Source organism: Paraferrimonas sedimenticola, assembly GCF_002282855.1.
Taxonomy (GTDB): Bacteria; Pseudomonadota; Gammaproteobacteria; order Enterobacterales; family Shewanellaceae; genus Paraferrimonas; species Paraferrimonas sedimenticola.
Genome location: NZ_NRIR01000008.1, coordinates 89,841 through 104,152, shown reverse-complemented (window position 1 = coordinate 104,152; position 14,312 = coordinate 89,841). Strand labels below are relative to the sequence as shown.

The following is a 14,312-nucleotide window of genomic DNA, read 5'->3' as shown; positions in this document are numbered from 1 at the left end:
GTAAAGATGACCAACAAGCACGTACTGATTGTCGAAGATGAGCAAAAAATTGCTGAGCTGCTGGCCGATTACCTCAAGGCCGACGGCTATAAAGTGTCTATCCTGCTCGAGGGCACAAATGCTGTGGAAACGGTGCAAAGGGAGTCGCTAGATTTCTTGATTTTGGATCTCATGCTACCGGGTAAAGACGGCCTGAGTATTTGTCGCGAAGTACGCCAGTTTTCCAATCTTCCTATCATGATGCTAACCGCACGAGTGGATGAGATTGACCGCTTACTCGGCCTAGAGCTAGGTGCCGATGACTATGTGTGTAAGCCTTTCTTGCCCAGAGAAGTGGTGGCTCGAGTGAAGAGTATTCTGCGTCGCACCTCTTCCGTTACGCCCACACAAACCGAGAATGTTCTCAGCTATCGAGATGTCACTCTGAACTTGGATAAGTACCAGTGCTTAGCCGGTGGGGTGGATGTTGAACTGACACCTGTAGAGTTTCGTATGCTCAAGGCGCTGATGAGCCGTCCTGGTCGCGTGTTTTCTCGTGATAGTCTGATGACTAGCGCTTACACCGATGATCGCGTGGTGAGCGATAGGACTATCGATAGTCACATTAAGAACTTACGCAAGAAGGTGTTGGCTGGGGCTAGTGTGGAAGAGCTGATTCACTCGATATATGGGGTTGGTTACAAGATCGAATGAGTTGACGTCTACTAGTAGGTCTAGAGATTGAGAGTTTTTGATGACAGTTAGGTTTGAATTCTTTAAATGCCGAGAGCGATGTATAGCGACTATTATCCGCCCAAAGAGGTCTCTCTCGCCGTTTCTGGGCAAGTGTATAGCTTAGTGAACTGCGCAGAGGTTAATAATCTAAGCACAGTCTCAACGTCCTTTGGTGCCTAGTTTTCTATTGTGCCTTATTTTTTAGCCATAGTTTTAGCTTTAAAGGGTGGCTTGTTAGTGGGTTTGGTGGCTATAATGTCTTGGAGAATTTAAAACTAGTCACCCTTGAAGACTTGGATTTCTAAGGGGCAGAGAAAGTGAGATGGAATTATGATTAAACCTGATGAACTAGTGTCATTGATGAGGCTTGTCCTTTCAGGTAAAGACGCAGATGTTAGGCTATATCTGGCCAAGCTAGTTAGAAAACTGAGAAAAGAAGATGCGGATTTAGGAGCCAAACTTGAAGATCTTTTGAAGACTCAACCTGCAAGATCAAATGGTGTTTTAAGGAGAAATAATAAAGAGGCGACAGATAGTAATTTGTTTGAGTCTTCTGAAGACAGCTCTTTTCCGCTTCTCAAGCGTTACGGTGATAACTCTTTCTCAGAAAAGCCTTTGATGGATGAATCTTTACAACAAGCTTTAGAACAAGTGATTAGCGAGAGGCGTTCCTCCCAGTTGCTTCTGGATTTGGAGCTGAGACCATCAAGCTCTCTTATTTTCCAAGGCCCTCCTGGCGTTGGAAAAACGATGACAGCTAGATGGCTAGCTTCAAAGTTGGATGTTCCATTTTATGCGCTTGATTTGACAGCAGTTATGAGCAGTTATCTTGGCAAAACGGGTAGCAATCTAAGGTCTGTTATTGAGTTTGCAAAGAGTCACCCATGCGTATTGCTTTTGGATGAAATCGATGCGATTGCCAAGAAACGAAGCGATGAAGCGGACGTTGGTGAGATAAAGAGATTAGTAACTGTGATGCTTCAAGAGCTAGAGGAATGGCCGACAGGGGGTATGTTGATTGCTGCAACTAATCACCCAGAATTGGTGGATCCTGCTCTTTGGAGAAGATTCGATGTAGAAATCACATTTAGCAATCCTTCTGAGGAAAATGTAAGTAAAGCTGTAGCTAGTTTTCTTGGCAAAGATAGGAAGTATTTCACCGCCTGGGAGAAGCTTATATCTCTTGGGGTGAAGGGGACGTCTTATAGCAACATAAAAAGAATCGTATATAAGCTTCGTAAGTTGCGAGTAATCAACCCAGTAGAGTTTGAAGAAAATATAGTCAACCATATAGTGCCGAATATTGATGAGCTAGCTAGGTCAGAGCGCATTGAATTGGCAGCTCGCTCGGTAGCTGAACATGGTCTATCGCAGCAAAAAGCCTCAAAAGTGTTTGGAGTAAGTCGAGACACTATTCGAAAGAGAACTAAGGCCGCCTAACTTCATGAAGTTAAAGGATTAAGAAGTGACCAAGAAGAACTATCTGATCGGGAAAGCTGAGGAGCTTACAGAGCTCGCGCCACCACCCAAAATGAACCCTCCAGGGGGCTCTCTGTATTCTGTTCAAGAGTCTATTAAGAGACTTAAACCACATTTTACTGCGGTATCCGAAGAATTAGAAAAGTACGATGACGAACTTTGCCCACGTGATTATGCGGTTACTAAAGTCACTCTTCATCCTTCCTACATCGCGAAAGGACACTTCCCAAAGCGCCTCTTGAGAGAGATGGGGGTTCGCTCCATAGGCAGTAAAGCTTCAGAGGTAAGGCCTGATAGATGGACACGCAAAGGTGAGCCCGAAGAGTCACCAACTACGAGCCTATTTGTTGCAGGGAAGAGGCAACAGATCCAGGAATTTGGTAGGAAACTAACTAATTTTAGTGATGATACTCCTGGAGCTGATGATATTCATAAGGTTTGGAGTATTGAATGTGTTGCGCCCGAGCAAAAAGTAAAAGCCGGCTTGGGTAGTGAGCCTATTGCCTTTGAAGCTGGTCTACAACTTATACCTGGAGGCTCTTCTGAATTCATAAAATCCTCTTTTCTGGCTTATGCGAAAAAACTTGGTTTTGAGCCGAGTGAGGAAATGTCTATATCCGTTGCGAACCTCTGGTTTGTTCCTTTGATCGGAGATGAGACGAAGTTACGAGATTTGGCAAAATACTCTTTTGTCCGCGTTGTGCGGCCAATGCCTGTGCTAAGGACTTTTGTTCCCGTAGTTCGTTCGATGGCTGTGCCCAGCCCAATAAATCTTCCGATTGAGCCTCCAATTGCTGAAGATGTTCGCGTCGCTATATTAGATGGTGGGATGCCCCAGCAAAATGTTTTGTCAAGATGGGTCAGGGATTATAGAGTTTCTGACGCCAATGCGGCAGATCATCCAGACGGTCCGCCGCATGGTGTTGGAGTCACTTCCGCGTTCTTGTTTGGCCCGATAAAGCCAGGAACAACACCAGAGAGACCTTATGCTTATGTTGATCATCACCGCGTTTTAGATGAGAACATTGCAAAGGAAGATAGGTTTGAGCTTTATCGTACTCTAAACCATATCGAAGATATTCTTCTTTCCCGGCAGTATGAATTTATTAATTTGAGTTTAGGGCCTGATTTATCGATAGAAGACGATGAAATTCATGCATGGACGTCGCTAATCGATTCCTATCTAGCCGATGGCGACACTTTCTTGACAGTAGCGGCTGGTAATAATGGGCAAGCAGACTCCTTACTTCAGCTAGATAGGGTTCAGGTACCATCTGATTGTGTGAATGCGATTGCTGTTGGAGCATCAGATTCGATGGCAAGCACGTGGGCAAGGGCCCCTTACAGTGCTGTCGGTCCAGGTCGCGCCCCAGGAAGGGTGAAACCAGACTTACTGGCTTTTGGAGGTGCTACAAGCGATTATTTTCATGTAACAGGAGCGGATAGCTCTCCAACTCTAGTGCCTCAACAAGGGACTAGTTTTGCAGCTCCATACGCATTAAGAAAAGCCGTTGGCGTGAGAGCGTTGATGGGACATGCTGTTTCACCATTGGCGATTAAGTCACTGATGATAAACGCCGCTCATTGCAACGGGCTTGACCAGAAGGAAGTTGGATGGGGTAAAGTTCCCGATGATGTAAGTGAATTGATTGAATCTCCTGATGGAGTTGCTCGTATCTTATATCAGGGAGAATTGTTGCCTGGAAAGTATTTGCGCGTTCCTCTCCCAATTCCTAATTCGGGGGTTAATGGGAAGGTCAAGATCAAAGCTACATGCTGCTTTTCGACCCCTGTAGATCCGCAAGATACCTCCATGTATACAAAAGCCGGTGTTGAGATTAGCTGGTCTCCTAGGCCGGGTAAAAAGGAGAGTTTCTTCCAGCAGGTAAAAGTCGCAACTGAAGCGGAACTTCGACGTGATGCTGCGAAGTGGGAATCAGTGTTACATGCAGACAAAAGCAAGCTCGGTAGTAGTCTTGATGAGCCCTGTTTCGAACTCCACTATATGGCTCGAGATGGTGGAGGAGCAATTGATGGTTCAAAGGCACCGACAATTAAGTACGCGTTTGTCGTTACATTAGAGGCGCCAAAGCATAAGGAAATTTTCAGCGATATATTGAAAAGCTATTCTCAGGTTCTTACGGAGCTTCAACCAAGAGTTTCTGTACCTACTCAAATCAGAACTTAACGACTTAGTAGCAGTGACTCAATTGCCCAGAGTGAAGCATCTCGGCAATTGAGTTAGTGTCCTGATCTATTTTCTCTTACCCTTCAAATGACTGTAATTCGGGAGTCTGAGCGAACGAGTATCAACACGAAAGCAATTAAGCTTCTGTGAGGTTGCCATAACCATCTTCCAGTTAAAGCCTATTCCAAGTTCTGGATCTGAATCACGGGTGGCAATCAATTAATCCATTTAAAACAAGGGTTTGGCAGGGGTGTCATTGATAGGCTTTTCAAATGTGTAACCGATTGTGTTACCACTCGTTCCGAAAAACGCTATTTTTACCCCTTTATCCATGTAACACGATATTAACGATAAATCTGGATATTGAAAAGGCTTGAAACGGGCGATTCTGAGCATAGATACGTGTTTGGCAGGCAGTTTAGAGTCTTTACTCTAGCTTCTATTCTATGTTCAGTTTCACCCAGTTTCAGGAAATGGTCACACACCCTTAAAACCTTATCCCTAGCTCGAATATTGGCTGCGTAATCGGCTTAACTCGATACACCAAATACCCTAGTCCATCTAGTACGTGGTCAAAGCCTCCAAGCTTGTCAGGCAGTAGTGTCTTAGAGTCGTAAATCTGGCTTCTAAGGCACTTTGTAAGCTCTGGGCAGGTTTCCCTATTAACGAATAGATTGCGCTCCTGTGAGGCGTTCTCAAAGGCTACGTTAACCGTATTCACCCTGTCCAAAATCCTTGGATTGGTGGTATCAACACTTAGGCTTAGACCGTAGTCACTGCGCATTATGTTGTGCATCGTCTGGCTTCCGCTTGCGTGGCGGTTCTGTCCAGATGCGTCTGGGTAAGCTGTGATTAATCCGTTTTCGTGGTGTCGAGGGTAACGGTCAATGATTGCCTGGCATAGTGATTGAACGTCTCGCTCGTGGTGGAACTCGTCAACTATGTGCAATTGGCCGTTTCTTTTAACCCCAACAATGCCACAACAAAGCCCTGCGTTAAAATCTACGCCGATGTGGAGCCTATCACCCTGTTTCACAAGCTCTCGTGAATCGTTTAACTCTGGGTCGTACTGACTATAAACCAATAAACCTCTCACTTGGTCGGTAAACTCGCCAAATAGGTAACAACCAAGCTGGGCAGGGGTAAAGGTGTTCTTTAGCTGGTCGATGTATTGCTGTGTTGCTGCTGGGTTTGATGCGGTTGGTGCCTGTATTGTCCGAACGTTGTCTTTCAGGCTCAGCTCGTACATTAACCCCGCTTTGCCTTGGTTTGGAGTCGATACAATCGCGATCTGGTTTGGCAGTCGGTCTTGCCCTTGTCGGGTTCGAGCTGCGCAAAGCTGGTATACCCTGCGGGCTTGCTCTAGCGGTAGAACGTCCAATTCATCGATTACTGACAGGCCAACTTCAAAGCTAACTAGCTGTGTCTCTGGTGAGTCATAACTTCTAAGTAGGATTCGACTTTGACCGACAATGATTGTCTGGTCGGCTACCATCATTTTGTATTTGATGCCCATAGCGCGAAGCGTGGCAGGTAAGCGTTGTTGAATGGTGTCTTTTACCAGTCGGTAACTGGGCAGGGCGTAAAGTACGTCTATTCCCTGATTCTGTAAGACAAAGTTAACTACCTTATATTCACTGGCTAGCGTCTTGCCAGCTCCAAGGCCAGCACAAAATAAAAGGGTCGGTGTGGTGCTGTCTTCAATAAAATCGGCTTGCGGATTACTAACTACTCTCGACATCGATAACCGCTCCTTTGTGCTCTATCGTTTTTTCCTGTGGTACTCGCTTAATCTCGAAAGCCGGCGGCAACATAATGCTTTCGGCTGGATCAACATTACCCCGTGACATATCACCATCGAGGCGCGACATAGCTTCAACGGCTTGAATCACCATTCGCGGGTTGTCCATCGTGCCGTCCTCACCCAGTCGTGCGCCGTTCTCGGCCACTTGCTTTAATATTCTGAGCTTCCATTCGAGCGGTGACTTGGCATCGTTCAACACTTCCAAGCGCTTTTGATTGATAGCTGCGGCAACGTGTGGGCGCTGGGCAATGTCAGGGCCAAACCGTCTAGCGTAAGATTCTTTCCAGCCTGCAACGATGGCGGCGGGTGCTGCTTTGCCGTTGTTGTTTACGTAGGCTTCGACAAATAGAAGCTCTCGTTCATCACACTGTTTCATATCAGCCTCGCTTACTCTTTCTTGGTGGGTTCCTGAACGGGAATGGTCTTTTTATTCACTGGAAAAATAATGCGTTTGCGCTTCTTCTTTCCTGGCATGGTTGGTACGAACATAAATCACCTCGCAATGTTAGTGCCTGTCGCGAGCTGGAGGCATCCACAGGCTGTCGCTTATCGTCCGACTGACGTTCGGCACCTAAATTTCCACGCGGGTTTCCAATGCTGCCACGTCTACTTCGTTGGCCACATCACTAATCGCTTTGCGCATCATTCCAAAGCTGCCTTCGGCGTTTCCGTGTTGCGCGTAAGTGGTTTCGAGTCTTTCGGCCAGCTCTGGGTTGTTATTTCTGGTGTAAAGCATTTTTGCGCCGTCGAGGCGTTCAGGATTAACTCCAGTAATTACTGGGCTGAGCTTGGTTAGCGCTTCCAGCACGCTAGCGTCTGCCATTGTTTCCGGCTTAACTTCGCCAGTTTCTAGGTCTCGCACTGCCTGATAGGTCAGCATGGCATCAGTACGGTTCATCAGCGTGTCGAACTGGCGGTCGTACTCATTGTCTAGGCTGTCCATTTCTGTTTTGCGCTGATGGCTGTAGCTTTCGTAGTTGCTGGTTAAGCGCTTTAGCGCATCATCACGAAGTTTGATAAGCATTGGCGACTTTTCCGCTCGGCTGCGGGTTTGGTCGTTCATTAGCGCTTCAACCTGGTCGAGAGTTGCGTCTACTCCCTCGGCGGCGATCTGCATTATTGGCGAAGCCTTACCCACTAGATGCTCACCCCAAGTTAGTCCGGCTGTGTGTCTAAAGCGTTGTTTTGTCATGGTTAACTCCAAGTTACTGATTGCACTGTCTATTATATCATCAATACTGGATATCTATACAGTGTTTTAGGTCAAAAAAAGCCCGCTTTTTAGGGCGGGCAAAGGCTACGTAGTTAATCGGTTTGTTTTTCCCTGGCTTCTGCCAGTGCTAACGCTTCTTGGTAGCTCCCTACACGCTTAACAGGGGTGTAAGTGCCGTTCTTAAAGGTTCCATATTCCCAGTCGGTAGTTGTGCCAACGCGGGCAATGTAGAACGTTTCTTTAGTCTGTTTGGTTTCCATTTTTAGCGCTCCTTGGGGCTTTCCCCTTTCTAGTTTTAATTTTTCCCCATCCCCTTTTGCCTAGACACTTGGGGAATGGGGAATAGTTCAATCTGTTTTTCCTCATTCCTCAGATGTATAGGCAAACGAGGAATGAGGAATTTTCTTACTGACTTGCTACCTTGGCGATTAACAAGCCCTCGCGGTCTTCGATAACATCGGCTTCAACGCAGTTATTAACCCATCGAGAGAAGTGTTTAACGGCGATTCCTTGGGCTTTTAAGTCGTCAATGATTACCTTTCGCGCTGTCGACTCACCGTTGGCCATGCGGCTTCTTACGGCTTGGTAAACGATCTGCTCGTTCTTCCCTAGCGCTTTGCTTGGGTCTCGCTCTGGTTCTGGCTCTGGTGGTGTCTGGCCTGTATCTGAGCAAACGAGGCTAACAACGTCGTCACCGTCACTGTCTTTTCGAACAAAGCGTTCCGCCAGTGGGAACAGTTGGCGCGCTGGCTCTTTGTCGTCCTTGGCTTTTGTGCAAGTCAGAATCAACCCTGTTTCGTGGTCGTCATTGTGTCGCTCAACTCGAAATTCGAAGTCACAAGCGGCTTTCATTACTGTTGAACCTCGCGCTCCTTTGGCTGCGTCTTTGCCGCTATGGTGAACCACAAGCACAGATGCGCCAGTCTCCGCCTTAACTCGGTCACAAGCACAAACAAAGGCGTTCATATCGTCTGAACGATTCTCGTCTGCTGCGCCAAAACAGCGGGCTAGCGTATCGATAACAACGAGGCCGAACTTCTTACCTAGTCGCTTTTGCTCTGCCTTAATGGTGCTGATCAAGTTGTTAGTGTGGGCAAGGTCTGCCATAGGGATCGGGAAGTTGAGCAAACACAGCTCGTCTGGGGACTGGCCTTTGTTGTACTCCTGGCACCAAGCAAAGATCCGCTTTGGCACGCCAACGCCTCCCTCGCCAACGATGTACAGCACTGGCGCTTGTGTTACTGGTGTGCCGTTCCAAGGTCTGCCAGTCGCAATGGAACAAGCCCAAGCAATCGCTAAAAACGATTTATAGGCTCCAGACGCACCAAACACCATCCCAAGCGAAGCCGCGGGAATGTAACGCTTCATCAAATAGCTAAACTCGGCATCGTAGCCAGCAAAGCCATAACTCAGCGTGTAAACCTTTTGCTTATCAGGCTGCTTAGCGCTCAATTTACCGATTGCGGCTTGAATCTGGTCAACCGTGGGCGCTCGGCGGTCTGCGTGTTGCTCTAGTCGCTCAACTTTCGCCTGGGCATCAGCTTGCGACCATCCCGCGCCAATTAACGAGTCGTGGAAGTTATCCGCCAAGTATTTAAGCGTTGGGGCTTTGTCCGTGTAGCTGCGTTGATACTCAATCGCTACTGAGCGGTGGAACCCGCTTTTGAATAGGTCAGGCTCAATAGAAGATGCGAACTCATAACCCAAGTCTATTTCGTGCGCCATAGCTGCGGTCAGGGTCGATTCATCAGCCATTGCTGAAAGGGAAAGGCTTTCCATTTACTGCTCCTTGTCAGCCTTAAACAGCTTCATTAATCGCGCTGTATGCTCGTTCTGAGCGACAAAGTAGCTGCGCATTGTTGTTATGTAACCGCCTATAAACTGGCCGTTAACGTGTAGAAACTCGGTGCCGTCTTGGTACGACCATTCTGATCCGCTCATGTTGTCGGATACCCAAGCGATAAAGGTTTGTTGTTCAGACATTACGAAGCCCTCCGCGCTGGTGTGCGGCTTAGGAATATCAGTGGCATAGGTGCCAATGCTTCGCGGGCTTGCGTTTCGTTTTTGGCAAATACTGAGCGCGTGCGAACCTTGCTCAAGTGGGCAATTGGGGTGCCAGTTCTGGCGATTAGAAAGGTGTAAACCATGTTTAAGAGTCCTGTATCAAATTGTCGATACAGGCGGGTGAGTAGCAAACCGCAAGACAATGGGCGGTACAGGATCGCCCAGAGGGCGGGAACATTTGACGTCGATGCGTCTTGGTTCGCTACTCCGTTCCCGTTTTCTGGATACAACGCGGGTGCATTGGTATCAAAAGAGGGTTTGGATTGTCCTGTACTCGTCATCGCTTGCGGGTGTCTAAGCCGCCTGCTGTGTTGTTGGGTGTCTAGTCCAACAACTGCGACAATACGCCGATCGTCTTTTCTGGTCAAATAATTTTTCATCGTTTATCATTACCTTGCTGATGTGTAGTGTTGGGGTGCTGGTAACACCCCTCTAAAGCGCTGATACAAGTGAAAAGTCGTCTTAACAGGCGGCTTTTTTGCTTTCTGGGAACTTGCCCAGGTAATAAATACACTCACCCTCGTTAAGCATTCGCTTACCGTCTTTCTTTCGTTCACCGTTCAGCCAGTTCAAACAAGCTTGAGCGGCTTCTTGGTCTGGTAGTGCGTATATGCTGCCTCTGGTGATTGGCACCCCGTTACGGCGCAACACTCGCGCATAGTGGTGCGGGCAAGGGGTCTTTAGCTTTCCAATTACTTGAAAGGTGGTGATCCCCTTTTGGCCAGCTTGTAAAAGCAGTTCGGCAAAGGTGTCGATGCGTTTTGAGTCCATGAAAGGCTCCTTAATTTGCGGCTTGTTCAGCCAGATGGTTAAACCAAAGAAGTGAAGACAGTCGCCAGGCTCTGCGGCGGGCTGTTAATTTGACAGGTTTGGGGAACTCGCCAGTGTTGATTGCTCGCCATAGTGAAGTGCGAGACATTGGCGAAATGCTGTCGCGCTCGTCGGTGCTAACAAGGCGGTCAACTTCAACGTTGCTGGCTGCTAGAATCTCGGCGCGTTGCTGGTTGGTTGGTTCGATGTATTGCATGTTTGTTCCTGCGTGGTTCAATGAGTACAGGAACGATTAAATGATTTATCAGGCCAAATTGGAGGGGAATAAAATTGTCAAAAATATTCCCCTAGTATTATCGGCGCTCTCCCAGCAGGGCTTGCGGGGTTGTTTGGGGGAATTCACTTAGAAACTTTTGCTGTTCTGTCACTGACCAGCCATCGGGTTTGCGGCTTCTTAGTCGCTCGCCAAGGTCTTTAGCCTTTGCTGCGTACAGCTTTTCGATTGTGGAGCTCTTTTTAGTGAAGTCTGGGTGGTGGTGGCTTAGGGCTGATGCAGCTTTTACGCTTGCTTCGTGTAAGGTAAGCCCACAAAATTCAGTGAGCAAAGCCAGAGCGCGAATAGTGAAGCCCTCTGATATTTCCCGCTCAACTGGGCATTTTGTCTTTCTGGATGCTGCTTGGTTGCCAGACATTTTGATAACGGCTGCGCTCATTACCAATTCTGCCAGTATAGGGGTGATAGGTATTCGCCAATGAGCACAGTTAATCACTGCCTGGTCAATAAATCTTGTCTCCCCTGTCTCAAGGAATCGCCAACAAAACTCTTTGATATTGAGAATAAACCCATATTCGACTCCAGCGGATGCTTCGCACAGCTCTGTTAGTAGCAGATCCAGTTTCGACTGGTATTGGTGTTCTGGTAGCGGATTAATCCAAGCGTCTTTGTCCATGTTTAAGCTCTAATACGTTGCTGGTGTTGTTTACTATTGGCGCGATACGTTCGGCCAGCTTGGTAAGGGCTGACAGTCTTTCATCAAAGGCGGTGTATCGGTCGTATATTCCCTCGGTGCCTTTAATTTTGTGGTTTAAGCACATTTCAGCGGTTCGGCTGTCTACTTTCAGTTCAGAAAGCAGGGTTCGACAGGTGCGGCGTAAGTCGTGGATGTGAAAATATTCAAGGTCGCCCATGACATTGGGTAAGGGCTTCTTATTGCCATCGACTTTCTTGCCAAACAGCTTGGCCACAGCGTGATTAACCGTGTCTTGGCTTACGTGTGGTGACTTGCTTTTGCGTCTTGGTGGTAGAACATAGTCAGAGCCACAAGCGCGTATTTTAAGCTCCTCTAGCCATGCTATGACAGGTTTAGGCAGTGGAACGCAGATTCCTTTGCGGGTCTTGGTTCTGCTGGCGTCGATGTACCAACAACCGTCTTTCAAGTCGAACTCTGACCACTGGGCTTTGACTAGCTCACTCTTACGAATGCCCAAGCATAGGGTGATGGCCACAAACAGGTAGTTATCGCGAGTGAATCGGTCACGGTGTTCTCTGAATACACCAAAAGCGTGTGCTACTTCATCGAATGACAGAGCGCGTTCACCTGGTGTCTCTTTGCCTCCTGCGTCCGAAGTCTTGAATGCTGCGGCAGGGTTGGCAGTGATTAAGCCTAGCTTTATGGCCGTGTTGAATAGCTGCTTGGCATGAATGAGGGTCTTGTTAGCGCTGGTTAACTTGCCTCGGTTGGCTTCCTTTTCGATGATGCGCTTTATATCCAGCGGTGTCACTTTGCCAATGGCCAGCTCACCAATGTAAGGCTTCATCTTGTCGTTATAGTAGCGTGCGGGGATGTGAGGGTGTTCTAGGCGCTTCTCGTTGTCCTGTTGCCATACGACAAACAAGTCGTTAACCGTCTTTAGCTCAGAACGGTCTAAACGCTTCTTCTCGGCCACTGGGTCGAATCCCTCGGTTCTAATGCGCTTCTTAATGGTGGCGGCTTCTTCCTTGGCCAGCGTCTTAGTGGTGGCGTTCAGCGTGTAGAACCTACGCCGTCCGTTAATGGTGTAACGCAGCTCATAAGCCACTGCGCCAGTCGTGGTGATGCGTTTGTATACTCCGTCACCTAGTGGGGTTCTGGTGTGTCTACTGCCCGTTGCCATGCTCTACTCCCTGTGTAACCGCTACCGTGTAACCGCTCGTGTATCCATCGTGTAACCGATTGTGTTACCAGTTTTCAGAAACGTTCTGAATTAAGTAGAAACATAGCTTATAAAAAAAGCCCTGTAAATAAGGGCTTTAGAGGGATGTTAGAAAAATCGGGAATCGTTATTCTAAGTTCTGGATCTGCTCTCGCATTTGCTCAATCAACACCTTCAACTCCACCGCCGAAGCCGTTATGTCGGAGCTAATCGACTTAGACGCCAAAGTATTCGATTCGCGATTGAACTCCTGCATCATAAAGTCCAGACGACGGCCACAGGCGCCACCTTTTTTCAGGATGCGACGAGTCTCGGTGACATGGGCATCCAGACGGTCGATTTCCTCTGCCACGTCCATTTTCTGCGCCAGCAAAATCATCTCTTGTTCGATGCGGGCAGGGTCTAGCTCGTCTTTGATTTCCGCTAAGCGGTTAGACAATTTTTCGCGCTGCCACTGCAAAATCTCTGGCATACGCTTGTTGCAAAAGGCCGATTGTTCTTCGATTGAGCTTAGGCGAGTTTGCAGCATCTCGTTGATGGCTTCACCTTCGCGGGCACGCGCAGCTACAAAGTCATCAAGAGCCTTGTCGAACTGCTGCATCAGTTCTTTACCAACGCTGTCCATGTCTTGCTCATCGGCGCTCATCACACCAGGCCAGCGCAGCACGTCGACTAGGTTTATTTGGGCAGCCGACTGAGTTTGGCCGTGCAGCCACTCAGCCGATTGCAGCAATTGCTTGGCTAGACCTTCGTTTAAGGACAAACCGGCGCCGTCGTCTTTCTTGATGTCTAGGCGCAGGTTTACTTCAACCTTGCCTCGGTTAAGGCGCTTGCGCAGACGTTCGCGCAGGGTCGGCTCCAGTGATCGCATGGTTTCTGGTAGGCGAATATAGGTTTCTAGGTAACGCTGGTTTACCGAACGAATTTCCCAAGAGGCGTTGCCCCACTCGGCTTTGTGTTCTACGCGAGCGTAGGCGGTCATGCTGTGGATCATCTGGATTCCCAAGATTTATTTGAGTCTTAGCGATTATATGCCCAACCTCGTTGCTTTTGAAACGATAAGCGGCTGTTTTTAGAGCCACATCCGCTAAATCATGGCGATTGAATCAGGGTTTACGTATACTATGCAGCACTCAAAATCAGCTCTCAGGAAATGCTCATGCGACCCAGCGGACGTACCCCCCAGCAAACCCGTCCTGTCACCATTACTCGTCAATTCACTGCTCACGCCGAAGGTTCGGTGTTGGTTGAGTTTGGCGATACCAAGGTGCTTTGTACTGCCAGTTTTGAAGAAGGCGTGCCGCGCTTTCTAAAAGGCCAAGGCAAAGGCTGGATCACTGCCGAATACGGCATGTTGCCTCGCTCAACTCACACTCGTATGGGCCGCGAAGCTGCTCGCGGTAAGCAGTCTGGTCGTACTCAGGAAATTCAGCGCCTGATTGGTCGCGCCCTGCGCGCCGCGGTGGATTTAACTCTGTTAGGTGAGAACACCATTACCATCGACTGTGACGTGATTCAGGCCGACGGTGGCACTCGTACCGCGTCTATCAGTGGCGCCTGTGTGGCTCTGGTTGATGCGCTGAATTGGGCTCGCGCCAAAGGCATTCTAAAAAACAACCCGCTTAAGCACATGATTGCTGCGGTGAGCGTTGGCATTTACAAAGGCGAAGCGGTTTGCGATCTGGACTATCCAGAGGACAGCGCAGCGGATACCGACTTGAACGTGGTCATGAGCGAAACTGGCCAGTTCATCGAAATTCAAGGTACCGCCGAAGAAGCGCCGTTTAGCCACGAAGAGCTACTAGCCATGCTAGAGATGGCCAAGCACGGTATTCGTGAAATCACCGACGCGCAAAAAGCGGCTTTAAGCTAAGCCTAGGTTAGAG

General features: G+C 48.3%; 16 protein-coding genes. 4 read left to right on the top strand and 12 right to left on the bottom strand.

The window, feature by feature from the left end; all coding sequences use genetic code 11:
• Positions 1-6 precede the first annotated feature (6 nt).
• The 3 genes from CLC93_RS14335 (at position 7) to CLC93_RS14325 (ending at position 4,381) form a co-directional block, all read left to right on the top strand.
• Positions 7-693, top strand: a complete 687-nt coding sequence (locus tag CLC93_RS14335) for a response regulator (protein WP_095506674.1) — start codon at positions 7-9, stop codon at positions 691-693.
• A 351-nt stretch (positions 694-1,044) separates the two neighbouring features.
• Positions 1,045-2,154: an AAA family ATPase gene (locus tag CLC93_RS14330; protein ID WP_095506673.1), complete on the top strand. Its 1,110-nt coding sequence runs from the start codon at positions 1,045-1,047 to the stop codon at positions 2,152-2,154.
• A gap of 25 nt (positions 2,155-2,179) precedes the next feature.
• Complete coding sequence (locus CLC93_RS14325) at positions 2,180-4,381, top strand: S8 family peptidase (RefSeq protein WP_095506672.1); 2,202 nt, start codon at positions 2,180-2,182, stop codon at positions 4,379-4,381.
• A gap of 487 nt (positions 4,382-4,868) precedes the next feature.
• On the opposite strand, the gene CLC93_RS14320 is transcribed toward CLC93_RS14325, so the two are convergent.
• From CLC93_RS14320 to CLC93_RS14275, 12 genes are all read right to left on the bottom strand, one after another.
• Entirely contained in the window at positions 4,869-6,122 is a 1,254-nt protein-coding gene (locus CLC93_RS14320) for a phage terminase large subunit family protein (RefSeq protein WP_095506671.1), read from the bottom strand.
• A complete protein-coding gene (locus tag CLC93_RS14315) occupies positions 6,106-6,561 on the bottom strand; it encodes a terminase small subunit (RefSeq protein WP_095506670.1) in 456 nt (151 codons plus the stop codon). The genes CLC93_RS14320 and CLC93_RS14315 overlap by 17 nt, the downstream gene beginning before the upstream one ends.
• Before the next feature lie 195 nt (positions 6,562-6,756).
• Positions 6,757-7,377, bottom strand: coding sequence for a hypothetical protein (locus CLC93_RS14310; protein ID WP_095506669.1), 621 nt, complete (start codon positions 7,375-7,377; stop codon positions 6,757-6,759).
• 113 nt (positions 7,378-7,490) lie between these two features.
• The gene (locus tag CLC93_RS17760) at positions 7,491-7,658 is read right to left on the bottom strand and encodes a hypothetical protein (RefSeq protein ID WP_169903047.1); all 168 of its coding nucleotides are present in this window, start codon (positions 7,656-7,658) and stop codon (positions 7,491-7,493) included.
• 145 nt (positions 7,659-7,803) lie between these two features.
• Positions 7,804-9,177: a helicase RepA family protein gene (locus CLC93_RS14305; protein ID WP_095506668.1), complete on the bottom strand. Its 1,374-nt coding sequence runs from the start codon at positions 9,175-9,177 to the stop codon at positions 7,804-7,806.
• Entirely contained in the window at positions 9,178-9,381 is a 204-nt protein-coding gene (locus tag CLC93_RS14300) for a hypothetical protein (protein WP_095506667.1), read from the bottom strand.
• Positions 9,381-9,545: a hypothetical protein gene (locus CLC93_RS17755; protein WP_169903044.1), complete on the bottom strand. Its 165-nt coding sequence runs from the start codon at positions 9,543-9,545 to the stop codon at positions 9,381-9,383. The genes CLC93_RS14300 and CLC93_RS17755 overlap by 1 nt, the downstream gene beginning before the upstream one ends.
• 379 nt (positions 9,546-9,924) lie before the next feature.
• Entirely contained in the window at positions 9,925-10,233 is a 309-nt protein-coding gene (locus tag CLC93_RS14295) for a hypothetical protein (RefSeq protein WP_095506666.1), read from the bottom strand.
• A gap of 10 nt (positions 10,234-10,243) precedes the next feature.
• On the bottom strand, positions 10,244-10,489 hold the full coding sequence (locus tag CLC93_RS14290) for a helix-turn-helix transcriptional regulator (protein ID WP_095506665.1): 246 nt from the start codon (positions 10,487-10,489) through the stop codon (positions 10,244-10,246).
• A 97-nt stretch (positions 10,490-10,586) separates the two neighbouring features.
• The gene (locus CLC93_RS14285; RefSeq protein ID WP_095506664.1) at positions 10,587-11,183 is read right to left on the bottom strand and encodes a hypothetical protein; all 597 of its coding nucleotides are present in this window, start codon (positions 11,181-11,183) and stop codon (positions 10,587-10,589) included.
• A complete protein-coding gene (locus CLC93_RS14280) occupies positions 11,161-12,387 on the bottom strand; it encodes a tyrosine-type recombinase/integrase (protein ID WP_095506663.1) in 1,227 nt (408 codons plus the stop codon). Before CLC93_RS14280 ends, CLC93_RS14285 begins: the two co-directional genes overlap by 23 nt.
• Before the next feature lie 166 nt (positions 12,388-12,553).
• Entirely contained in the window at positions 12,554-13,420 is an 867-nt protein-coding gene (locus CLC93_RS14275) for a YicC/YloC family endoribonuclease (RefSeq protein WP_095506662.1), read from the bottom strand.
• 165 nt (positions 13,421-13,585) lie between these two features.
• Here CLC93_RS14275 and rph point away from each other — a divergent pair, with 165 nt between their 5' ends.
• Entirely contained in the window at positions 13,586-14,299 is a 714-nt protein-coding gene (gene rph / locus CLC93_RS14270) for a ribonuclease PH (protein ID WP_095506661.1), read from the top strand.
• The last annotated feature ends 13 nt before the right edge of the window (positions 14,300-14,312 follow it).